This window comes from Blautia sp. HCP3S3_C12, from assembly GCF_052064155.1.
Lineage (GTDB): Bacteria > Bacillota > Clostridia > Lachnospirales > Lachnospiraceae > Blautia_A.
In genome coordinates, this window is record NZ_JBQHWC010000013.1 from 60,131 (window position 1) to 82,590 (window position 22,460).

At 41.3% G+C, this 22,460-nt stretch carries 19 protein-coding genes; 4 read left to right on the forward strand and 15 right to left on the reverse strand.

Going from position 1 to position 22,460, the window contains the following annotated elements; translation table 11 throughout:
- Positions 1–15 precede the first annotated feature (15 nt).
- The 10 genes from hemZ to ACTNDS_RS11095 form a co-directional block, all read right to left on the reverse strand.
- Positions 16–1,548: a coproporphyrinogen dehydrogenase HemZ gene (hemZ, locus tag ACTNDS_RS11050; RefSeq protein ID WP_441035727.1), complete on the reverse strand. Its 1,533-nt coding sequence runs from the start codon at positions 1,546–1,548 to the stop codon at positions 16–18.
- Entirely contained in the window at positions 1,520–2,149 is a 630-nt protein-coding gene (locus ACTNDS_RS11055; protein WP_441035729.1) for an MBL fold metallo-hydrolase, read from the reverse strand. The genes hemZ and ACTNDS_RS11055 overlap by 29 nt, the downstream gene beginning before the upstream one ends.
- Positions 2,150–2,202: 53 nt before the next feature.
- Positions 2,203–4,530: a RelA/SpoT family protein gene (locus ACTNDS_RS11060; RefSeq protein WP_441035731.1), complete on the reverse strand. Its 2,328-nt coding sequence runs from the start codon at positions 4,528–4,530 to the stop codon at positions 2,203–2,205.
- Between the two features lie 36 nt (positions 4,531–4,566).
- The gene (locus ACTNDS_RS11065; RefSeq protein ID WP_441035733.1) at positions 4,567–5,091 is read right to left on the reverse strand and encodes an adenine phosphoribosyltransferase; all 525 of its coding nucleotides are present in this window, start codon (positions 5,089–5,091) and stop codon (positions 4,567–4,569) included.
- Between the two features lie 96 nt (positions 5,092–5,187).
- Positions 5,188–6,900, reverse strand: coding sequence for a single-stranded-DNA-specific exonuclease RecJ (gene recJ, locus ACTNDS_RS11070; RefSeq protein WP_441035735.1), 1,713 nt, complete (start codon positions 6,898–6,900; stop codon positions 5,188–5,190).
- 165 nt (positions 6,901–7,065) lie between these two features.
- Positions 7,066–9,480 carry a protein translocase subunit SecD gene (secD, locus tag ACTNDS_RS11075; protein ID WP_441035736.1) on the reverse strand — a complete coding sequence of 805 codons (2,415 nt, stop codon included), beginning with the start codon at positions 9,478–9,480 and terminating at the stop codon, positions 7,066–7,068.
- Between the two features lie 40 nt (positions 9,481–9,520).
- The gene (scfB, locus tag ACTNDS_RS11080) at positions 9,521–10,888 is read right to left on the reverse strand and encodes a thioether cross-link-forming SCIFF peptide maturase (protein ID WP_441035738.1); all 1,368 of its coding nucleotides are present in this window, start codon (positions 10,886–10,888) and stop codon (positions 9,521–9,523) included.
- A gap of 126 nt (positions 10,889–11,014) precedes the next feature.
- Positions 11,015–11,155, reverse strand: a complete 141-nt coding sequence (gene scfA / locus ACTNDS_RS11085) for a six-cysteine ranthipeptide SCIFF (protein ID WP_015524633.1) — start codon at positions 11,153–11,155, stop codon at positions 11,015–11,017.
- 73 nt (positions 11,156–11,228) lie between these two features.
- The gene (locus tag ACTNDS_RS11090) at positions 11,229–11,579 is read right to left on the reverse strand and encodes a TIGR04086 family membrane protein (RefSeq protein ID WP_173742461.1); all 351 of its coding nucleotides are present in this window, start codon (positions 11,577–11,579) and stop codon (positions 11,229–11,231) included.
- A gap of 90 nt (positions 11,580–11,669) precedes the next feature.
- Complete coding sequence (locus ACTNDS_RS11095) at positions 11,670–13,184, reverse strand: hypothetical protein (protein WP_441035741.1); 1,515 nt, start codon at positions 13,182–13,184, stop codon at positions 11,670–11,672.
- 267 nt (positions 13,185–13,451) lie between these two features.
- Between ACTNDS_RS11095 and ACTNDS_RS11100 the strand changes: the two genes are divergently transcribed.
- Entirely contained in the window at positions 13,452–14,738 is a 1,287-nt protein-coding gene (locus ACTNDS_RS11100; protein WP_441035742.1) for an HlyC/CorC family transporter, read from the forward strand.
- A gap of 50 nt (positions 14,739–14,788) precedes the next feature.
- Here the strand turns inward: ACTNDS_RS11100 and ACTNDS_RS11105 are convergent, their stop codons facing one another.
- Both ACTNDS_RS11105 and ACTNDS_RS11110 read right to left on the reverse strand, forming a co-directional pair.
- On the reverse strand, positions 14,789–15,388 hold the full coding sequence (locus ACTNDS_RS11105; protein ID WP_173742458.1) for a YdcF family protein: 600 nt from the start codon (positions 15,386–15,388) through the stop codon (positions 14,789–14,791).
- A gap of 137 nt (positions 15,389–15,525) precedes the next feature.
- Positions 15,526–16,290 carry an N-acetylmuramoyl-L-alanine amidase gene (locus ACTNDS_RS11110; RefSeq protein WP_441035744.1) on the reverse strand — a complete coding sequence of 255 codons (765 nt, stop codon included), beginning with the start codon at positions 16,288–16,290 and terminating at the stop codon, positions 15,526–15,528.
- A 168-nt stretch (positions 16,291–16,458) separates the two neighbouring features.
- Between ACTNDS_RS11110 and ACTNDS_RS11115 the strand changes: the two genes are divergently transcribed.
- From ACTNDS_RS11115 to ACTNDS_RS11125, 3 genes are all read left to right on the forward strand, one after another.
- Entirely contained in the window at positions 16,459–17,487 is a 1,029-nt protein-coding gene (locus ACTNDS_RS11115; protein WP_441035746.1) for an ABC transporter substrate-binding protein, read from the forward strand.
- Positions 17,488–17,578: 91 nt separating this feature from the next.
- The gene (locus ACTNDS_RS11120; RefSeq protein ID WP_019162144.1) at positions 17,579–18,496 is read left to right on the forward strand and encodes an ABC transporter permease; all 918 of its coding nucleotides are present in this window, start codon (positions 17,579–17,581) and stop codon (positions 18,494–18,496) included.
- Between the two features lie 2 nt (positions 18,497–18,498).
- A complete protein-coding gene (locus ACTNDS_RS11125) occupies positions 18,499–19,293 on the forward strand; it encodes an ABC transporter ATP-binding protein (RefSeq protein WP_303243077.1) in 795 nt (264 codons plus the stop codon).
- A 67-nt stretch (positions 19,294–19,360) separates the two neighbouring features.
- Here the strand turns inward: ACTNDS_RS11125 and ACTNDS_RS11130 are convergent, their stop codons facing one another.
- The 3 genes from ACTNDS_RS11130 to ACTNDS_RS11140 all read right to left on the reverse strand — a co-directional run bounded on the left by ACTNDS_RS11130 (position 19,361) and on the right by ACTNDS_RS11140 (position 22,376).
- The gene (locus ACTNDS_RS11130) at positions 19,361–20,296 is read right to left on the reverse strand and encodes a DUF5688 family protein (protein WP_019162146.1); all 936 of its coding nucleotides are present in this window, start codon (positions 20,294–20,296) and stop codon (positions 19,361–19,363) included.
- A 234-nt stretch (positions 20,297–20,530) separates the two neighbouring features.
- Entirely contained in the window at positions 20,531–21,001 is a 471-nt protein-coding gene (locus ACTNDS_RS11135; RefSeq protein WP_441035749.1) for a low molecular weight protein-tyrosine-phosphatase, read from the reverse strand.
- A gap of 178 nt (positions 21,002–21,179) precedes the next feature.
- Complete coding sequence (locus tag ACTNDS_RS11140; RefSeq protein ID WP_441035751.1) at positions 21,180–22,376, reverse strand: tyrosine-type recombinase/integrase; 1,197 nt, start codon at positions 22,374–22,376, stop codon at positions 21,180–21,182.
- Positions 22,377–22,460 lie beyond the last annotated feature (84 nt).

Consider the following 22,460-nt stretch of genomic DNA (forward strand, 5'->3'; position numbering starts at 1 on the left):
CTTACCTCCAAATACTTAAAGCCATTTATCAACTGCTGTCCGTTTTCTTTGGATCATCTCATCAATACGGGAAATATAATTGGAAACATCCTTTACATTTTCCACTCGTTCAATTCTTTTTCCATGATCAAAAACCAACTTTGAGGATCCTCCTGCTCCAAGAGCAATGATCGGCTGTTTTTCCTCCATAATCAGTATATTGTAAATTCCGGCTTTGTCAACCTTTGCATAGCCAACATTTTCGAAATTTCCCTTCATATTTTTCTGTCTGTACAGATAATATGGTCCCATTCCCATCTCGTATGCAGTTTTCATGGTCAGATCCATGATCTCCTGATTATTCTCAAAGGACATTTCCTGATATTTTTCTTTGAAAATATTCAGGCGGGCAGCACGTTTTACAGCCAGCGAATGAACCGTCATACTATCCGGTGCAAGCTCCTGTATCTGCTCAAGTGTACGCTCAACCATAGAAATATCTTCCCCCGGAAGTCCCACGATCAGATCCATATTGATATTATCATATCCCAGTTCCCTTGCCAGATAAAAAGCCTCCTTGGTCTGTTCTACTGTATGGCGTCTGCCTATGAGGTCCAGGGTTTCCTGATTCATTGTCTGGGGATTTACAGAAATCCTGGTTACCGGATACTCCCGGATTGCCTGAAGCTTCTCCCTGGTAATACTGTCCGGTCTTCCGGCCTCAATTGTAAATTCAGCAAGGCTCTCATATCCAAACGCCTCTCCTAACGTATCCAGAAGCTTACGCAGCTGATGGGGCAGAAGCGTTGTTGGAGTTCCCCCACCGATATAGATTGTGTCCAATTTTCTACCCTGCATTAAAAATGCTGTTTCCCTGATTTCTTTACAGAGTGCCTCTATATATTCGTCCGTTCTCTTTTCCCACACTTTCAAAGGATAGGAACTGAAAGAGCAATACAGACAAATACTTGGACAGAAAGGGATTCCTATATAGAGACTATAACCATTCTCATAATCAATATCCTTTAAAATCTCCCTCTCTCTGTTTGCAATTGTAACAGCAAGGGCAGTTTTTTCCGGACTGACTAAATATTTCTCCCGCATTTCCCGGGCAGCCTCGGTGTTCTTCATCCCGGACTCAATCATTCCCATTGCCAGCTTTGCCGGCCGGATTCCTGTAAGATTTCCCCAGGGAAGAATACGCCCGGTCAATTTAACCAGAAGCTGATACAACGCATATTTCAACGCATCCTTATTCTCTTTTCGCAAAGCATGAGGATCTTTTACAGTCAGTTTATCTTCTCCTATCACATCTGCCGAAGCAACACCTTTTCTTTCTGTAAAACCTGCTGTTACATTCTCCCTGCGATCATAGCTTATTTTATATGTTCCATTCTCCCGTTCCACACGGAAGCGGAGGTCATACTCTCCTGCTTCCGCTTCATCATATAGAGTATGTATCTCCGCTTCGGGATAAAATGCTTTTATCAGTTCATAAACATCATGCTCAAATTCTCTGTCCAGAAATAAAATATCTATTTTATACAAATGGATTATACCTCTTTTCATAACCAATAGTAGTAGATACATCATGTCCGGGATAAACCTCAGTCTCTTCCGGAAGTGAATCCAGAAGCTTATGCAGACTTCTCACAATATCCGAAGCACTGCCTCCCGGAAAATCAGTTCTCCCAACAGAGCCACAGAATAAGGTATCTCCGCTAAATAAGACACCTTCATCCTTCAGATAATAGCAGCAGCTTCCTTTAGTATGTCCGGGAGTATGAATTATCTGTATCGAAAAACCAGCTGTCCGGAATACATCCAGGTCATCCAAAAAAACATCCGGCACTATTGAACAACTTTTTTCGTAGTGACAGGTCATATTCATAACGGGTTCTCTCAGCATCTCTTCTTCCTGACGACAGGCATAGACCGGAATATGGTATTTTTCTTTTACTGCTTCCACAGCTGTAATATGGTCAAAATGTCCATGAGTCAGAAGAATTGCCACAGGCTTCCCGTCCATCTGCATAACCATCTGTTCAATCTTTTCCGGACAGTCTGCCGGATCAATAATGATCATCTCACCGGTTACTTTATTTTTCAGGAAATAACAGTTTGTATAAACCGGTCCCAGAATACACTTCTGTAATTCTAAATTGTTCATATACTTCCTTTCTCAGATAACACGATCAGTCTCACTACTCGTTCATAACCAAATCAACCGGTAGTTCTCTCTACATCAATAACACTTTCCACCTGACGGATTTTCTCAATAAGGGATCTCAGTTCCTCTTTGCTGGAAATTTCAAAGCTCATGGAAATCGTTGCCTTCTCCTGCTTATTGGTCCGGCTGTTAATACTGCGAAGGTCAATCTTGCGTTCTGTAAAGATCTTTGACAGATCCACCAACAGACCTGTTCGGTTATTTGCATAAACCTGGATTCCAGCCATATATTTCTCCACTGCTTTCACATCAGGCTGCTGCCATTCTGCCTCAATCAACCGTGTACGGTCAATCTCTGACATGTTCAATACATTTACACAATCTGTACGGTGAATAGTGATTCCGCGTCCTCTGGTAACAAATCCAACAATCTCATCTCCCGGAATAGGATTACAGCACTTGGAAAAACGAACTGCCACATCATGGATTCCCTTCACCACAATGCCGCTCTTGCTCTTGGCAATATGAAGCTTTTCCTGTCCTTCAGCAGCTTCAAGAACCTGCTCATCTGTAAGATTCTTCTTGTTCTCCTTATCATAAGCTTCTACCAGTTTATTGAAAACCTGGCCTTCCTTCAAGCCACCATGACCAATAGCCGCCAGCACAGAATCCCAGTCACGAAATCCATATTTACGCATCACTGCCTCAAGATATTGCGTTTTTGTATAAGAAGTAATTTTAAATCCCTTGGCTTTTGCATACTGGGTAAGCATCTCCTTACCCTTCAGGATATTATCTTCCTTCAGTTCCTTTTTGAACCACTGATTAATCTTGTTTTTCGCCTGAGTACTCTTGACCAGTTTCAGCCAGTCACGGCTGGGTCCCTGGGAATTCTGTGAAGTAATAATCTCAATACGGTCACCATTCTTGATCTGATATTCAATAGGAACCAGTTTACCATTCACCCTGGCACCTACCATTTTATTACCTACCGCACTATGAACACTGTAGGCAAAATCTACAGGTGTGGAACCACTTGGCAGAGTTTTCACATCTCCTAACGGAGTAAAGCAATATACATTGTCTGCAAAAAGATCCAGGTCATTCTTCAGAAGACTCATAAATTCCTTATTATCAGACATATCTCTCTGCCACTCCAGGATCTGTCTCAGCCAGTTCAGCTTTTCCTCCTCGCTCTTGCCGACAGGCGCTTTGCCATCAGAAGATTCTTTATATTTCCAGTGAGCTGCAATACCGTATTCTGCAGTCTTATGCATCTCAAAGGTACGGATCTGGATTTCAAAAGGCTGACCGTTGGGACCGATCAATGTAGTGTGTAAAGACTGATACATATTTGGCTTTGGCATTGCAATATAGTCTTTAAACCTGCCGGGGATCGGCTTATACATTTCATGAATCACACCTAAAGCCGCATAGCAGTCCTTAACTGTATCCACCAGAATACGGACTGCAAACAAATCATAAATCTGATCAATGGTTTTGTCCTGATTGACCATCTTTTTATATATACTGAAGAAATGCTTTACACGACCATCTACCTGAGCCTTAATGTTCGCATCTTCCATATGTTGTTTGACTTCTTTTACAATAGCACCAACAAACTTTTCCCTCTCACTCTTTCGCAGAGCAACCTTTTTTACCAGATCATAATAAACATCCGGCTTCAGATATTTGAGAGAAAGATCATCCAGTTCTACCTTGATCTTGGAAATACCAAGACGCATGGCAATGGGCGCATAAATATCCATCGTCTCTCTGGCTTTCTCCTGCTGCTTCTCCGGTCTCATATACTGAAGCGTACGCATATTATGGAGACGATCCGCAAGCTTGATAAGAATTACACGTATATCCTTAGCCATGGCCAGAAACATTTTACGAAGGTTCTCTGCCTGCACTTCTACCTTATCTGCAGAATAAGACAGCTGTCCCAGCTTGGTAACACCATCAACCAGAAGTGCCACCTCTGAGCCAAATTCCTTTTCAACCTCCTCATAAGTCATCCATGTATCCTCTACTGCATCATGGAGAAGACCTGCAACAATTGTTTCTTTATCCAACTCCAGATCCGCCAGGATAATCGCCACACATAACGGATGGATAATATAAGGTTCCCCAGACTTACGTTTCTGATCTTTGTGAGCCTCACTGGCAACCTTATAAGCTTTTTCTATCATAGAAATATCAGTGGAAGGATGATACTTCAGCACACTGTTTATCAGCTCTCTGTACAGTACTTCCGGACTTGTAAAATCATGCATGGATTTTACAGCAGCATCTGCCCTCTTTACAGATTCAAGCTTCTCCTGTTCTGTCTGTATACCATCTTTTTTTTCTTCTGTATTTTTTATTGTCTCTGCCATCTGTATCACCTGCCTGTCCCGCACAACCAGCTGTGCTTATTTGCCTTCATAACAAATCACGGATTCTACATCATATCCCTTAAGTCTTTCCCGTCCATGCAAACCGGCCAGCTCCATAAGGAATATCACTTTTACAACTTCGCCACCCAGCTCCTCTACAAGCTTTATGGCAGCTTCAATGGTTCCGCCTGTAGCAATCAGATCATCCACAATTGCCACTTTCTGTCCCGGTTTGATGGAATCCTTATGCATTTCAATGGTAGCGCTGCCGTATTCAAGATCATAACTTGCAGATACAGTCTCACGAGGAAGTTTGCCTTTTTTACGAATAGGTACAAATGGTTTATGAAGATTATACGCAATAGGCACACCAAAGATAAAACCTCTGGATTCTGCTCCTGCGATCACATCTACATCCACATCCTTCAGGAATTCCTGCATGGAATTAATTGCAAGCTGAAGCCCCTCTGCATCCTGCAGAACACTTGTGATATCTCTGAAAATAATTCCCGGTTCCGGGAAATCCGGTATACTTCTAACGTACTCTTCAATTTTCTTCATCTTAATTTTCCTCCAGAAATTTACAATGTAAACTCATAAATAATTTATAGTATAGCATCTTTTCATTACAGAATCAATCCTTTGAAAAAAACTGCACTAGCAATAATTCTGAATGACAATCTGAATATCTTCTCTTCCTCTGAACTGATTGATTTCCGGATAATAAGTAACAGAAACAGATGATCGGTCTTTGATAAAACGTACAAATTCATCTGCTTCCCCAAAATAGACTCCATCCATCACCGTCCCCTGAGGATCCATCAGTCTGACCTTCGCCACATTTCTGTTTCGTCCTACCACAACCGCGTCCAGAACCTTTAAGCCTTTCTGAGCAAATAATGGTTTTGTATTCCCTTTTCCAAAGGGTTCCAGAAGGGCAATCTGTCTGATCAGGTTTTTAGTGATGTAAGAAATTGGCATAGGCACATCAATTACAATTTTAGGTTGTAAGTCTTCTTCTGTAAGTGAACAGTTCTGATTCAGTCTTCTGCGGAATTTTTCTATATTTTTTTCTTCTATGGAAAGCCCCGCAGCCATAGGATGCCCCCCAAACTGGATCAGCAGATCTGCGCATCTGACAAGCTCCTCATACATGGAATAAGCTTCAATGGACCGTCCGCTTCCCTTGGCACTGTTTTCTCCCTTCGTCAGTACAAAAGTCGGTTTATGATATTTTTCTCTGATTCTACCGGCAATTATTCCGGCAATGCTTTCATGGCAATCCGGAAGATAGATTACCAGAACTCTGTCGTTTTTCAAATCTGTATTTTCCACCTGATGGATAGCCGCTTCTTTTCCTTCTTCCGTCAGAGATTTCCGGCTCTGATTCAGCGCAGTCAGGTCCCCGGCCAGTTTTGCGGCCTCGTCCTGGTTTTCAGCATTCAGTAGTGCCAGCGAACGGGCAGCTGTATCCATCCTTCCACTTGCATTAATACAGGGGCCCAGGACAAACCCCACATGATAGGCTGTAATTTTTGAATCCTCCAGACCATTGACTCTTATCAATTCCCGTAATCCTGGATTTCCGGTATTTTTTAGACGTTTCAGTCCTTCTTTGACTAGGATTCGGTTTTCTCCCTGAAGATCCATAACATCTCCCACTGTCGCGATAGCTGCCAGTTCATAAAAGTCCTCCAGTTCCTCACCGGGAACGCAAAATTCTTCATAAAGAGCAGAAATCAGCTTAAATGCAACTACTGCTCCGCACAGATTTTTGCCTGGATATGGGCAATCCTGCTGCTTAGGATTCAAAATAGCATCTGCAGGCGGAAGAATAATTTCCCGCCCATTTTCCGTCTCTTTATAAGGTATTTCATGATGATCTGTCACAATTACTGTCATGCCTTTTTCCTTTGCAAGCTGAATCTCAGAAACTGCTGCTATTCCATTGTCACAGGTCAGAATCGTATCAACTTTATCCTCTTCTGCCCTGTTTATCAGATGCTCATGAATACCATAGCCATCTGCCACTCTGTCCGGAATATATGTATCTACATCAGCGCCAATTCTTATCAGTCCTCTTAACAGGACATATGTGGACATCACACCATCAATGTCATAATCTCCAATAATCCTTATCTTTGCTTTCTCAGATACTTTCTCTTTAATAATTTTCACTGCCTTTTTCATATCTTTCATAAGCCAGGGAGAGGGAATATCCTTTATTGACCCTTTTAAATACATTCGGATATTATCTTGTCCTGTCACATCACGGTTTCTGATCAGTCTGGCTATTACCGGATCAATTTCAAATTCCTGTCCTATAGAATTAAAATCCGCCCTTTTCGCAGCCACCACCCATTTTTCCATTTTGCATCTCCTGTTTTCGTCATAATCTCATCCTATTCTACCGCACAAAAAAGATTCTGTCACGTGCATCTATTATTTTTCCATAATAAAAAAAGACTGTTGTCATAAGCAGCTTTTTATGACAGCTGCTCATGCTCAACAGTCTTCTTATTATTGATTCATTTTTTATTTCTCATCCTCAGTCTTATTCTGAGCTGCTTCCTGTGCAGCCAGACGCTCAGCTACTCTTTTTCTGTTTTTCTTTTTCGGCTGAGCAGGATCCTTCTGGGATACATCTCTTGTTTTCTTCTGAACAGAGGAGGTACCAGAAGTTTTTCCTGTAGCTGCCATTGTAACAGCCGGCTGACCTTTTCTTTTAACATTCTTCTTCATTACCAGCCACAGAGCTCCGGTTACACAAACAGAAGAATAAGCACCTACCAAAATACCAACCATTAACGGTGCAGCAAATTCACGGATAGAAGAAACACCCATGATATAAAGAACTGCTACCATAACAAAGGTAGTAAAGGAAGTGTAAATACTTCTGGTCAGTGTCTGGGTAATACTTGAATTAACAACCTCTTCAATGTTATCAATTCTACGGCTTCCATGCATATTCTCACGGATACGGTCAAAGATAACAATAGTCGCATTGATAGAATAACCTACAATCGTCAGCATGCAGGCAATAAACGTATTACCTACAGATATTCTGGCAATGGCATAGAACGCAAGTACCACCAGAACGTCATGGAGAAGGGCAAGAACTGCGCTGCTGGCAAAACGAATATCCTTAAATCTGAACCAAATATAAAGAAGCATGCAGATTGTTGCAACAACCACAGCTACGATTGCATCCTGACGCATCTCTTTACTTACTGTAGAGGAAATGCTCTCTGTGGAAATAGTATTCTCATCCACTCCAAATTTTTCAACCAGGGCATTCTGTAAAGCTTCACGTTCTTCCTGAGTCAGGGAACGTGTTTTGATCACCACCTGATTGGTTCCCACAACCTTAGTAGGCTGTACATTCTTATCACCGGTCACTTCTTCAACAACCGGAGTCACCTCTGAATCAATGGTTTTAATATCCATATCTTCATTAAATGTAACTGTTGTCGAAGTACCACCTGAAAACTCAAGGCTATAATTCAATGCTTTATTACCTGCCTGAGAGTTGATCAGCATTGCAGCAGGACCACTCAGAATCAGGATAATAGAAACAATAAAAAATACCTTTCTTTTTCCCACAAAATTAATTGCTTTACGCTCTTTGGTGCTTCCATAGAACTTAGGATCATGTATACCCACTGCATACAGTGCATTCACAATCAGTCTGGATACAACCAGTGATGTGAACATTGAAATAACAATACCAAGTGCCAGGGTATAAGCAAATCCCTTAACTGTACCTGAGCCCAGCCACATTAATACAAAAGCTGCGATCAATGTTGTAATATTTCCATCAAAGATAGCGGAAAAAGCTTTGCTGAAACCAGCTTTGATAGCGCTCCGCACAGAAACGCCTGCACCGATTTCCTCTCGGATTCGGGCATAAATAATAACGTTGGCGTCTACCGCCATACCAATACCCAGAATAATACCTGCAATACCCGGAAGCGTCAGGGTAATGTCAAAAGCATTCAGTGTGATCAGCATCAGGACTGTATAAAGAATCAATGCAATTCCTGCAACAATACCCGGAACACGATATGCAATAATCATAAACAGAATTACGATTATAAGTCCTATGGCACCTGCCATAACACTGGTAGAAATTGCTTCCTCACCAAGCTGTGCAGCTACTACGCTGGAACGGAGTTCCTCAAGTTCAAGGCTAAGAGAACCGATACGGATATAAGAAGCAAGATTCTGCGCTTCTTCCAGATCCTTCATACCACTGATCTGTGCTTTTCCACCGGAAATCTGCTCATTTACATTTGGAGCACTTACAACCTGATTATCATAAATAATGGCAATCTGTTTGCCTACGTTTTCTTTGGTTGCCTCAGAGAATTTTTCTTTTCCACTGTTCTTACCGTCAGAAGTAAGTGTCAGGCTGACTACATATTCCTTGGCACTAGTACTCTGATTCTGAATAGCTCCACCCTCTGCGTCAGCTACATCACTACCTTCCAGAACAACACAGCCGGACTCCTTGATCTCATCCATGCTTCTTGCAAGTACATAACCATTCTGTCCTGTGGTAAAGTTCTGATTGCCGTCTGCATCCTCCTGTGTGATGAAATATAATGATCCAGGTTTACCCAGGTCATTCAGAATTGCATCTGCATCTGTTACGCCAGGAATTTCAACAGTGATTCTGTCAGAGCCCTCCTGATATACCTGTGCTTCTGTACTGTACTGCTCTACACGCTTCTGCAGCTTATAGATAGTATCTGACATTTCCTCTTTGGTAGGGTTGCTCTTCTTGGTCTGATAGGTAATGCTGACACCACCGGAAAGATCCAGACCTGTGTTAATATGTTTTGCTGCGCCGGTTCCAGTAGGACCGATACCTACGGCTGCAGTAAAGCAAAAGAACACTGTCAGAATCACCGTAAGAAGCAGCACTACGATTCCTCTACTTTTTTTCATAGTTCTTTTCCCTTCTTGATTTATTTAGGCTGTCATCTGATCACTCACATGCCAGAGCAGCTTTTATCATGATAGCGCACTCCACACGCTTTCTCTGGAGCTCACATCCGATTGCATAATTACCTTTGATGTCTCCCTGGAAATGATAAGCATTGGCAGCACATCCGCCGCTACAGTAAAAACGTGCAAAGCAGTCTTTACAATCCTTTTTTGTATAAACATTACAGCCGCCAAATTCTTTCTGGATTTCCGGTTTTGTAATACCCTCATCCACATTTCCCATAAGATATTCTTCTTCTCCCACAAACTGATGACAGGGATAAAGATCTCCCCAAGGAGTTACTGCCAGATATTCAGTACCTGATCCGCAGCCTGAAAGTCTCTTATAAACGCAGGGACCACCGGTAAGATCAATCATAAAATGGAAAAAGTTAAAGCCTTTTCCTTCTTTTTCTCTCCTGATCATTTCTTTTGCCAATGCATCATATTCAGCCATGATCTGCGGAATATCCTCCTCACGGATTGCATATTCCTCTGTATCTGCCGCAACTACAGGTTCCACAGAAATCTGTTCAAACCCAAGATCTGCCAGATGAAGCACATCCTTTGAAAAATCCAGATTATGATGAGTAAAGGTACCTCTCACATAATACTTCTCCTGGTTACGGGACTCGGCAAATTTCTGAAATTTCGGGATAATGAGATCATAGCTTCCCGCGCCTTTACGGAAAGGACGCATATAATCATGAATCTCCTTACGTCCATCCACGCTAAGTACCACATTCGCCATCTCTTTATTGCAAAATTCCATAATTTCATCATTCAGTAATACACCATTGGTAGTAAGGGTAAAACGGAAATTCTTGTTATGGATTTTCTCCTGTTCACGGCCATATTTTACAAGGTCTTTTACAACCTGCCAGTTCATCAGCGGCTCTCCGCCAAAGAAATCCACTTCCAGATTTCTCCTGGAGCCTGAATTGGCAATAAGGAAGTCCAAAGCTTTCTTACCAATTTCAAAGGACATCAGTGCTCTTCTTCCGTGATATTCCCCTTCCTCGGCAAAACAATAACGACAGGCCAGGTTGCAGTCATGAGCAATGTGCAGGCACAATGCTTTTACAACGGTCTGCCGGTTATTGGAAAATTCTTCAATTGCATTTTCATAGACATCCCGGGTAAAAAGCATTCCATCTTCCTTCAGCTTATTACACTCTTTTACGGATGTCTCAATATCTTCTTTTTTATACTGGCCTCCCAGTTTCTCAACAATAGCATCTGATGAAAGTCCTTCCTCCAGATAAGGCAGCACTTCATATGTAACATCATCCACAAGATGAATGCATCCGCTATTTATATCCAGCACAATATTAAAGCCATTGCTTTTGTAACGATGAATCAGACTCATTTCTAACTAAATCCTTTCTAAGCGTAAGATAAGCAGCGAAGTAATCTACTCCGCTGCTTATCTCTTTTATGCCACAGCATATAAGAGAAGCTGCCGGTGGCAGGTTCTCTGTATCCACAGCTGATCTTATTTATGCTCGCAGCTCTGGTTTCCTACTGTACAGGAAGTTTTACATGCGGACTGGCAGGAAGTCTGACACTCACCGCATCCACCTTTTTTTACTGTGTTCTGTAAATTCTTTGTATTCAAGGTTTTGATATGTTCCATCACTCTATCCTCCTTATGTAATTATATTCTTGGCATAGTATACCATAATTTTATAAATTATGAAAGCTTTTTTTTACGACAGCATTCCTCCCAGAGTTCCACCACCAATACACATACAAAAAGTGGTCACGGCATGAACAACTCTCATATCCAAACGTCGTTTTACTGCAAAAGAAACAATGAGAAGCAAAAGAAAATATGCCAAACCTGTGAGCATTCCCCAGAAAGCTCTGTTTTCCCGCAAGAATCTTCCGGTCATAAGTCCGCCCATAAAGCAAACGAAAATGCAAATCAAAATAATACCCACATCTACAGCCGTCTCTCCCAGTTTAAAAACATATAGAAAAAAAGCTAACAGTAATAAACCCACACCTGTAAGCGCATATGCAAACAACAGTGAGCTCAAAATATTTCTCATCTTCATAAGCTTCCCCCAACTTTACGAATATATTTTACAGATTTCTTTTTTAAAGCTCTATAAAATATTATGAGGAGATTTCTTATGGTATTCTGCTTATTTCTTTTTCTTTTTCAGGAAAACAACTGCGCCAATAATAACCGCCGCTGCCACAATCAGCACAGCAAAGGGCATGATTGTTGTTGTATCACCTGTCTCTACCGCATGATCAGATTTGGAAGAGTTGCTATCTGCCTGTTTTTCATCAGATGTGGCATTGCCATTGGAATTCTCACTGACCGCTCCTGCATTATCAGAATTCTGCGCAGAAGTTTCTGTTTTCTGTGCAGATGGCATAACAGTTACTGTAGAATCAGCAACAGGCGCAGTCTCTGCATTGCCACTGTCATCAGGTCCAACCAGCTGCTTGCTTCCTGCAATGCCAAAGGGACTGAAAGAATGAGTACTGAATACCATAGTATCATTTTCCACAGTAGGAATAATTGATTCTGTAGCCCCATTGTCCAGCAAATGCTCAATGGTATACTCATATCCGGCTTTCACCGGTACCGTCACACTGATATACTCTCCATTAGGAATCTCATACTCAGTATTATTCTGCAAATCCCAAAGTTCAAACTCAAAGGATTGAAAAATCATTGCATCTGTTTCATTTGTAAACTGGTAGCTGTCCCCACTGGAAACTCTGAACTGCACATACCAGGGCAGATTAATACCACTTACCGTAATTCCGTCACAGGTGTGGTTTACCTGGGCACGCGCTTCTTTTTCCTCTTCAGTAAGATTATCCTCGGCCTCTGCAGGACGGTCGTCCTCCTGATCCGGTTTCACAGGATTATCAAAAATATTATCCTCTGTTTTTTCATCTTCTGCCGGAGTTTCCTCAGGCTCCAGTTCTCCCTCTATTTCTTCTGGTTTTTCTGTTTCCTCTTCAGTTTCTTCTCCCTCTTTTTCCGGAGCTTCTGGTTCTTCCGGTTCCGGAGTTACTGAAAGTTCTGTATCCGGCGTTTCTGCCGGTGGCACTTCATCCTTCTGGCCGTCTTTAAGTTCCTCTTTATCCTGTTTCTGATCTTCTTCTTTTTTGTTATTGTTTTTATTATCTTCTTTATCAGTCTCTGAATCCAGCTTCTGCGTTGGCTGAATATTTTCAGGTGTCACTGTGGGCTCCGTCTGATTGTCTGCACTGTTATCCTTCACATCGTCCCTATCTTCCTCCGGGTCATTGACAATCACATTAATATATCCTATAACTCCGCCGGCTTCTGAATCCCAGCCCTGTACCTGACTCAGATCACGTCCCTCTGCCGGCTTCAGAATCACCTTACAGGATTCTACACGATTGGAGGGAACATAGCTTCCATCCAGCCACTCCAGAGAACCATATTCATTTCCCGGAAGACTGATATCTGCCAGCTGAACCGGTTTGTCTATGGTAATATTATCTGGAATCATACTGGAAACAGAAGTCTCCTGTGCAGCACCGGCTGAAGCCGCACCTGCTGAAACCTGTCCTCCCACTAATACTGCAGACATAGCTGCAACAGCAAGAAATCCTGCTTTTTTTCCGGTTAACATGTAATTTTTTTTCATTTTTTTATTTCTATTAGACATTCTGCACCTCTGTATTCTTAAACAAATCTATTTGTATTTATCAATTTTATATAACACGATGATATCGTACGTTTTTATATTATCAAATCTTTATTCTTTTGTAAAGAATCTGTAACATTATTTTTCACTTTTTGTCGAATGCATTATAGCACAAATCCATCTTTTTAAACACCCCCTTTTCTATTTTTATTCTTGATTTTCCATAAAAAATACGGTATATTTTCTGTCAAACACATAATGTTTAATATAAGAAGGAGTGACACCACTTTGGATTCAAGTACTATTTTCCAATTAACTGCAGTTATTATCCTTATTTTACTTTCTGCATTCTTTTCTTCTGCAGAAACCGCCATGACTACTGTCAATAAAATAAGGGTACAATCTCTTGCCTCTCAAGGAGATAAACGAGCTATAATCCTGGAGAAAATCATTTCCAATTCTCCCAAAATGCTCAGCACAATCCTTATCGGCAACAATATTGTAAATATGTCCGTTTCTGCCTTGATGACCACACTCACTATTCAGCTTTTCGGAAATGCATATGTAGGTATTGCTACCGGAATCCTGACACTGCTAATTCTGATCTTCGGAGAGATCACCCCAAAGAATCTGGCCACAATTCATGCAGAGAAGCTGGCACTTTCCTACTCACGGATTATATATTTCCTGATTGTCCTTCTCACGCCAGCCGCATTTATTATTACAAAAATAACCTCCGGTGTGTTGGCTCTTCTTCACATTGATCCCAATACACGGGTAAATGTAATGACCGAGCATGAACTCCGTACCCTTGTCAACGTAGGTCAGGAGGAAGGTGTGATTGAAAATGAAGAAAAGAAGATGATTTATAATGTTTTTGATTTTGGAGATTCTGCAGCCAGAGATGTAATGATTCCACGTATAGATATGACTTTTGTCAATGTAGACTCTACTTATGAAGAACTTATGGAAATATTCCGGGAAGTCATGCATACTCGCTTTCCTGTTTATGAAGATAATACGGATAATGTAATCGGAATCATTAACATGAAAGACCTCCTTGTCTATCCAAAGGATCAGACATTTTCCATACGAAAGATTCTCCGCGAACCTTATTTTACTTACGAATATAAGGCAACTGCCGATCTTATGATTGAAATGCGGAAAGCATCCGTAAATCTTGCTATTGTCCTGGATGAATACGGTGCCACTACCGGTCTGGTCACACTGGAAGACCTTCTGGAAGAAATCGTAGGCGAAATCCGTGATGAATACGATGAAGATGAGGTTGAAGATATCAAAGAAATTCAGCCTGGCAGGGAATATGTAGTTCAGGGCTCCGCAAAGCTTGATGATATTAATGAGGCTTTGGGAACACAGCTGGAATCCGAAGATTATGATTCCATCGGTGGATATATCATTGAACAGCTGGACAGTCTCCCCTCTGAGGGTCAATCCGTCACTCTGGAAAACGGAACCCGTCTGGTTGTTGATCTTCTTGACAAAAACAGAATTGAACTTGTTCATATCTGGCTTCCCGAAAAGTCAGAGAATACAAACAGTGAACATGACTAAACATCTGTTTTTCTGAATATTTTAGGCTCTGGCATTTGCCAGAGCCCTTTTTATGCAAGCATCAATGAAAACTGTTTCATAATTCTGTTTATTTCTCCTGTAACAGCCTCTATCCCTTCCTCTGTTTTTCTCCAGTTTTCCCTTGTAATCCCATCTGCGTCCACAGGTACTACAAAGAATTCAGTATCCGGAAATAACAGTTGATAATACATCAGTGACCTTCTGCTATGATAAGATTTACAACACAAAATTGCTTTTTTTATCTTAAGTCCCACCTTATCTGCAACCTGTCTGGAAAAAATAGCATTTTCATAAGTAAAGGTAGCCATATCTTCTTTCAAAATACATTCTGACGGCACACCATTTTTAATCAGAACCTGTTGAAGAAACTCCCATTCCGTTTCATAATTCCCATTATAAACATCCTGTTTTGCCATAACACCTGAAAATTTCTGATTCACCACACTATATCGGCCACTGGGCAAAACAAAATCTGCCAGTCCCTGTTTATAAAGCTGTGCTGCCCTTTCTGCCATCTGAGGATACCCGTTTCCAGGTACAAAAATAATATCTGCTTTCTGTGGTATATTTTCAGCAAAAATAAATTCTTCCACATCAGCCAGAAATTGTGGGTATGTATCTTTTATCATAATTATTCTATTCTTCTTTCATAGTTTAATTTGTCTATACCAGGATAAAAAGATATTTTTGTCTTTCTAACCTGGTATAGATTCTATCATATTATCAAAGTCTTGTCTTTAGCTTTTTATGTTTCCGCACACTTACTTTATCTCGTCACGATCACTGTATGATACCCGTCTTCCCGCAATCTCTGTTCCATACGGACTGCATTTCCCAACTGACGATAAGCACCGGTCTGCACCTTAAATAGCCCGTTTTCATGAAGCAGGAATGACGGATATCCCTTTTCCAGCAATTGATATAACATACGGTCTGCATTTTTTCTGTTCCGGAAGGCACCAGTCTGTACCCGATAATATAAAGGTTCTTCTATTATTTCTTTATCTAAGGTTCCCAAAATTGCATCTGCAATACTTTGTGCGATTTCGTCAAACTTATTATCAAACAACTGATTATCTTTTTCAGAATTGATAAATCCTGTTTCAATAAGAAGAGCCGGCATCCTGGTTTTTCTAAGCACAACAAGTCCCGGTCGCTCTTTTACTCCGATTTCCCTGAAACCAATTTCCCCCAGAGCCCCCAGAATGTTTTCTGCCATCTGATATTTGATTCCACTTTTATCATAAACCAGGACCTCCACACCTGTGTACTTATCCTCACCTGAACTGCTGTTACGATGAAATGAAATAAAATAATCCACCTTCGCCTGATTTGCCAGCTGGGCCTTTTCAAAAGGAGTCTGATAAACATCTGTGGTTCTGGTATATAACACATTAATTCCATTATTTTCCAGAATTTTTCCTACAGCAAGTGCAAGTTTCAGATTGTCATCCTTTTCCTGTCTTCCTTTATATACCGCTCCCGGATCCTGGCCTCCATGGCCTGCATCCAGCATGATTGAATATGCCATAGCCAATAACCTTTCTGACTTTTATCATAATAACTTTTCACTTTAATATATGACACAAAATCCCTCCTGTGAAATTATTTATAAATCATCTTGACTTTTTTGCTTTAAAGCGTTATACTTCAAAAATCAACTACTTTTAATTGATTATTATTTAGGAGGTTATAATATATGAAAAGAAAAGCATTAACAATTACGCTTGCTGCTGTTATGGCAATGGGAACCTGCGCAGTTACAGCCAGTGCTGCAGATGGGGACAAATATACAATCGGTATCTGTCAGCTTGTACAGCATGAAGCACTGGATGCAGCAACTCAGGGATTTAAGGATGAAATTGTAAAAGAACTGGGTGAAGATGCAGTTACCTTTGATGAGCAGAATGCTCAGGGTGATTCCAATACCTGTTCTACTATCATCAACAGTTTTGTATCCAATAACGAGGATCTGATCCTCGCAAACGCTACCGCATCTCTTCAGGCAGCAGCTGCAGGAACCAGTGATATCCCTATTCTTGGTACAGCAGTTACAGAATATGGTGTTGCTTTGGATTTAAAGGACTTTGACGGTACAGTAGGCGGAAATATTTCCGGTACTTCTGACCTTGCTCCGCTGGATGAACAGGCAGCCATGCTCCAGGAGCTTTTCCCTGATGCAAAGAAAGTGGGGCTTCTCTACTGTTCAGCAGAAGCAAATTCCCAGTATCAGGTTGATACTGTAAAAGCTGCATTGGAGGAACTTGGATATACATGTGAATACTATGCTTTCTCCGATTCAAATGACCTGTCTTCTGTTACAACAACAGCAGCTAATGACAGCGATGTTATTTACGTTCCTACAGATAATACCGTTGCTTCCAACACAGAAATCATTAACAATATCTGTCTTCCTGCAAAAGTTCCTGTAATCACAGGAGAAGAGGGAATTTGTGCCGGATGCGGTGTTGCTACTCTTTCTATTAACTATTATGACCTTGGTGTTACAACCGGTAAAATGGCTGTAAAAATCCTGAAAGACGGAGAAGATATCTCTCAGATGCCAATTGAATATGCACCAAACTTCACCAAGGAATATAACAAAGATATCTGTGAAGAGCTTGGAGTTGAAATCCCGGACGATTATGTAGCAATCGGCGAAGCATCTGACGATAGCACTTCTGAGGAAACTTCTGACGACACTGATGATACAGAAGCAGCAGAATAAAGAAGCAACTCACAAATTAATTAAAAATTGATCAGCGAGAAAGGCTACGTGCCTCTCTCGCTTTTCGCGTTCAACAGGAGGAATAAGTATAATGCAAATAATGACATTAATCGCAGCGCTCCCCGGTGCTGTTGCTCAGGGTCTGATCTGGGGAATCATGGCAATCGGAGTTTATCTGACATTCCGTATTCTTGATATTGCCGATCTTACAGTAGACGGTACTATGTGTACCGGAGGCGCTGTCTGTATCATGATGATGCTGTCAGGACACAATGTCTGGACTGCAATGCTGGCAGCAACAATTGCCGGAATGCTCGCAGGACTTGTAACCGGCATTTTTCACACTTTCATGGGAATACCCGCAATCCTGGCCGGAATCCTGACTCAGTTATCCCTGTATTCCATCAACCTAAAAATCATGGGAAAAGCTAACCAAGCAATTAACGTAGATAAATATAATCTTCTGGTTTCCCTGCGCCATATTAAAAACTCCGATCTGACCAAAAACGCTATCTTTATTGTAGCAGTGATATGTATTGTTCTTATTGCTGTTCTCTACTGGTTCTTTGGTACAGAACTCGGCTGCTCCCTGCGCGCTACGGGATGTAACCCCAACATGTCCCGGGCACAGGGCATAAATACAGATCTGTGCAAAGTTCTCGGTCTTATGATCTCCAATGGTCTTGTAGGACTTTCCAGTGCGCTGCTTGCACAGTATCAGGGATTTGCCGATGTAAATATGGGACGTGGTTCCATCGTTATCGGTCTTGCTGCTGTTATCATCGGTGAGGCAATTTTCGGACGTATTTTCCACAACTTTGCCCTGCGCATGGTAGCTGTAATCCTTGGTTCCATTCTCTATTACCTGGTTCTTCAGGCAGTAATCTGGATGGGCATTGATACAGATCTTCTGAAGATGCTCTCCGCTATCGTAGTTGCCCTCTTCCTTGCATTCCCATACTGGAAGGGCAAATATTTCAACAAACCAGTCAAAAGGGGAGGTAAATAAAAATGCTTGAACTGAAAAATATCTATAAAACCTTTAACCCCGGAACCATTAATGAAAAACGGGCTTTAAACGGGCTGAATCTGAAACTAAACGAAGGAGACTTTGTAACAGTCATCGGTGGAAATGGTGCAGGTAAATCTACTATGCTGAATGCAGTAGCCGGCACTTGGCTGGTAGACGAAGGCCAGATCCTAATCGATAATATTGATGTCACAAAGCTTTCTGAGCACAAACGTGCTGCATATCTTGGCCGTGTATTCCAGGATCCTATGACCGGAACAGCAGCTACCATGGGCATTGAAGAAAATCTGGCCCTTGCCAAGCGTCGCGGCAAATCTCGCCTGCTCCGTCCCGGTATCACCAAAGCCGAACGTACAGAATATAAGGAATTGCTTAAAATCCTAGGACTTGGCCTGGAAGACAGATTAACCTCCAAGGTAGGACTTCTCTCCGGTGGACAGCGTCAGGCATTAACTTTGTTAATGGCAACCCTCCAGAAACCAAAGCTTCTTCTTCTGGACGAGCATACTGCAGCGCTTGATCCCAAGACAGCTTCTAAGGTTCTGGAAATCACAGATATGATTGTTAACCGCGATCATCTCACAACCCTGATGATCACCCATAACATGAAAGATGCAATTGCTCATGGCAACCGCCTGATCATGATGATGGAAGGAAAAATTATCCTGGATATTCAGGGTGAAGAAAAGAAAAAACTGACAGTGAAAGATCTTCTGGATCAGTTCGAACAAGCAAGTGGAAAAGAATTCAGTAATGATTCCGCTTTATTAGGATGATAATCTTAATCATTATGCCGTTTCGGCCAGAAACTTCTAAAGTCTCTGGCCGAAACGGCTTTTCTTTTTAGTCTTCTGACACACAGGTAAACTTATGTGTTGCCCTGCTGTAATGATAGATTCTGGAAGTAAGGTAGTCTTCTTTAGGAGTTGCAGATTTTATGGTTTCCTGCAATACCTCTTTCAGATCCTCTGGTTCTACATTCCTGTCATTATGGATCATCACTTCGTGAATACTGGTAAATACCATATAGAAGTCCGACTCCAGAAGTGCCGCCAATCTTTCTGCCACTCCCGGTAAAAATACAGCCACTGCACCATTTGTCTTTTTTGAAGTACTTAAACAGTTTCCCATGGCATCCTTTTTTAATTCATGAATCCCCGTCAGATCCATAAAATTCTCTCCTTCATATTCCGGATCAAAAATCATCTGTTCCCATCTGTAAATTCTGGGAGGACTCATAAGGTAAGTATTCACCAGTGCTTCTTTTATTACTGTATCGCAGTCTCTATTCCATTTTTTCACTATACTCTGGCGAATTTTAGTACTGGTAATGCAGTCATCCTGCTCAGAAACTTTCATATAGAGTACCAGTGCCACATCTCCCAGAGTTCTGTAAACTGCGTCTTTTAATTCATCTTCATATTTTTCTGCATTTAATAATCTGATAAAAAGTCTCTTTTTCGTTTTCTCATAATCCAAAATATCCCTGGTTTTTTCATAAATATCAGCTTTTCTGATTCCTGATATATCTCTGACAATTTCTTCCACAATGTCCTCTATGGTTCTGCCTTCCTGAAACGCTCGAAAAAGCTCCTGGGTATACACTCCGCACATCTCCCAGGCATCCTCATGTTCTGCAAATTTTACTAAAAGCCTGTCACCGCCAATAGCATATTTGCCGCCCTCCCTTTCAAACTTCATATTCTCCCGCGGGATTTCTCCCTTCTGATAAATTTTTTCCTGGAGATCCTCAATAAAGATTTCATAATCCTTCTGCATATAATTTTTCCTTTCTATTATTTTTTTAACTGAATAAAAATTGGAAACATATTCGGGCAGGACGCCCTGATTGAAATTCCCCGACAATTATGTTCAGGGTAAAAAAGAAGGGAGCAGATAGCTCCCTTAAGAGTTGCTGTAGACCAAGTATAAAATACTCTCTGTCATTTGTAAAGTAAAACTCATCGACAAAACCTTACCGAAACAGCTGTCCTTGCAAGGTATTATTCCCTCTTATCTATGGATTTCTCCTTTTTCATATAAATATTCCAAAAAGCCCTCACAGCCTTCCAGTACATCATCATACGTCTTATCAAAATCACCGGTATACCATGGATCTGCTATATCTCTTCCTGACCCGGCAAATGACAGAAGCTTATAAATCTTCCCCTCTGGATCTCCCTTTAACATCCTGTTAAGGTTTCGTATATTGGCGGTATCCATGCCAATAATATAATCCGCCTTATCATAATCTGCTAAAGTAATCTGCTTAGCTCTATGAGGCACTAAAGGGATTCCTACCTCCCTTAATTTGTTTACTGTTCCCCTGTGCGGAGGATTACCAATCTCCTCACGACTTGTTGCAAAACTATCAATTATAAATTGATCGGCTAAGCCCATGGACTTTACCTTGTAGGTAAAGACACTCTCACTTAAAGTTGATCGGCAGATATTGCCGTGGCACAAAAAAAGTACCTTAATCATGCATTTTTACCTCTTTATAAGTGTTTATAAGTCTATTTTTTGTATAACTTGCACAATAAAATCAAGCCATTGGCGACGTAAAACTACGTCACTCTACATAGGTTTTTAAGCAATTGGCGTACTAAATGGGGTACACCCGCATGGATTTTTGCCCCATTTGTACTGCCTGTATATGCTTTTACCCGAATCTTCTCAAGTTTTCCTGCTTTGTCTGTCCACCGCTGAAAGCTACAATCTGTGCCATGGATTCTTCGGCTTTCTCATAGCTGTTATGGGTGTAAACATTCAAAGTGACGCTGGCATCGGAATGCCCCATCAGATACTGCAGGCTTTTCAGATCCATGCCTGCGTTTGCCATGTTTGTACAAAATGTGTGTCGGAATACATGAGGTGTGATACGTGGAAGTGGAATGATATTTTCTTCATTGTACTTCTCGCACAGCCTCTGCACTACTTTCTGGACGTGCATGGCTACCTTTGGATTGCCATTCTTGTCCAGTAAAATAAATCCGGCGTATCCGTCTATCATGACTTCTCTTTTCTGTTTTTTTCGGTTGGAAAGAATGTTGTAGAAGCTCTCATAGACTTCATCGCTCATTGGTATGTAGCGACAGCCACATTCCGTTTTTGTTTTCTCAATATAGCGTTTTCCATCCTGTGTTCTGACCAGCTGATGGTCCACACGGATTCTTCTTCGGTCAAAATCCAAATCTGAAATTGTCAGTCCGCAAAGCTCACTGATTCGCATTCCTGTTCCAAGCAGTATCTTGATTTCATCCAGATATCTGCAGAAGTGTTTGTCATTCTTGGTAAACTCAAGAAACTGCTCCTGCTGCTTTGGGGACAGTGCAACTCGTTTCTGTGTATTGTTTGGGATAATATCCAGACGGAACTCAAAAGGATTTCTGCGGATAATATCCTCGGTATAAGCCATCTGAAAGGCCGGTTTTACCACACCACGGATACTTGCAATGGTGCTGTAGGAATAACCGTCATCATAAAGCTTGATAAACCACAGCTTTGCATCTGACATTTTTATGTCACGAATAATTCTCTGACCGAAAGCTTCTTTCTTTACAACACTCATCACAAACTTGTAGCCTGTGGTTGTGTTGTAGCGGACACCACGCTTCAGGCTGATATAACGCTCCAGCAACTGAATAACCGTGATCTCGCCTCCGGCATAGTCAATTCCTTCGTGACGCATCAGTTTGATCTCATCTTCTTTCTGACGAAGCTTCATCAAATCCATGTCGTAAATGGAACGACGCTTTTTATTGGCATCTGTATAACGGAATTCATACATTCCGTTTTTTCTTTGGCTCTCTCCTGTACGTAAAATACGTCCTTTGTTATCTCTTCTTTTTTCAGACATATTCAATCTCCTTTCTGATATGAAAAGAGCCCTGATATGACGTACATGCAACGAACGAACCAACTTCGCCGCACTCCTATTTTA

Coding starts and splice junctions, on each gene's coding strand:
- hemZ (WP_441035727.1), bottom strand. CDS start 1,548: ATGAAAAGAGGTATAATCCATTTGTATAAAATAGATATTTTATTTCTG.
- ACTNDS_RS11055 (WP_441035729.1), bottom strand. CDS start 2,149: ATGAACAATTTAGAATTACAGAAGTGTATTCTGGGACCGGTTTATACA.
- ACTNDS_RS11060 (WP_441035731.1), bottom strand. CDS start 4,530: ATGGCAGAGACAATAAAAAATACAGAAGAAAAAAAAGATGGTATACAG.
- ACTNDS_RS11065 (WP_441035733.1), bottom strand. CDS start 5,091: ATGAAGAAAATTGAAGAGTACGTTAGAAGTATACCGGATTTCCCGGAA.
- recJ (WP_441035735.1), bottom strand. CDS start 6,900: ATGGAAAAATGGGTGGTGGCTGCGAAAAGGGCGGATTTTAATTCTATA.
- secD (WP_441035736.1), bottom strand. CDS start 9,480: ATGAAAAAAAGTAGAGGAATCGTAGTGCTGCTTCTTACGGTGATTCTG.
- scfB (WP_441035738.1), bottom strand. CDS start 10,888: ATGAGTCTGATTCATCGTTACAAAAGCAATGGCTTTAATATTGTGCTG.
- scfA (WP_015524633.1), bottom strand. CDS start 11,155: ATGGAACATATCAAAACCTTGAATACAAAGAATTTACAGAACACAGTA.
- ACTNDS_RS11090 (WP_173742461.1), bottom strand. CDS start 11,579: ATGAAGATGAGAAATATTTTGAGCTCACTGTTGTTTGCATATGCGCTT.
- ACTNDS_RS11095 (WP_441035741.1), bottom strand. CDS start 13,184: ATGTCTAATAGAAATAAAAAAATGAAAAAAAATTACATGTTAACCGGA.
- ACTNDS_RS11105 (WP_173742458.1), bottom strand. CDS start 15,388: ATGATAAAAGATACATACCCACAATTTCTGGCTGATGTGGAAGAATTT.
- ACTNDS_RS11110 (WP_441035744.1), bottom strand. CDS start 16,290: ATGGCATATTCAATCATGCTGGATGCAGGCCATGGAGGCCAGGATCCG.
- ACTNDS_RS11115 (WP_441035746.1), top strand. CDS start 16,459: ATGAAAAGAAAAGCATTAACAATTACGCTTGCTGCTGTTATGGCAATG.
- ACTNDS_RS11120 (WP_019162144.1), top strand. CDS start 17,579: ATGCAAATAATGACATTAATCGCAGCGCTCCCCGGTGCTGTTGCTCAG.
- ACTNDS_RS11125 (WP_303243077.1), top strand. CDS start 18,499: ATGCTTGAACTGAAAAATATCTATAAAACCTTTAACCCCGGAACCATT.
- ACTNDS_RS11130 (WP_019162146.1), bottom strand. CDS start 20,296: ATGCAGAAGGATTATGAAATCTTTATTGAGGATCTCCAGGAAAAAATT.
- ACTNDS_RS11135 (WP_441035749.1), bottom strand. CDS start 21,001: ATGATTAAGGTACTTTTTTTGTGCCACGGCAATATCTGCCGATCAACT.
- ACTNDS_RS11140 (WP_441035751.1), bottom strand. CDS start 22,376: ATGTCTGAAAAAAGAAGAGATAACAAAGGACGTATTTTACGTACAGGA.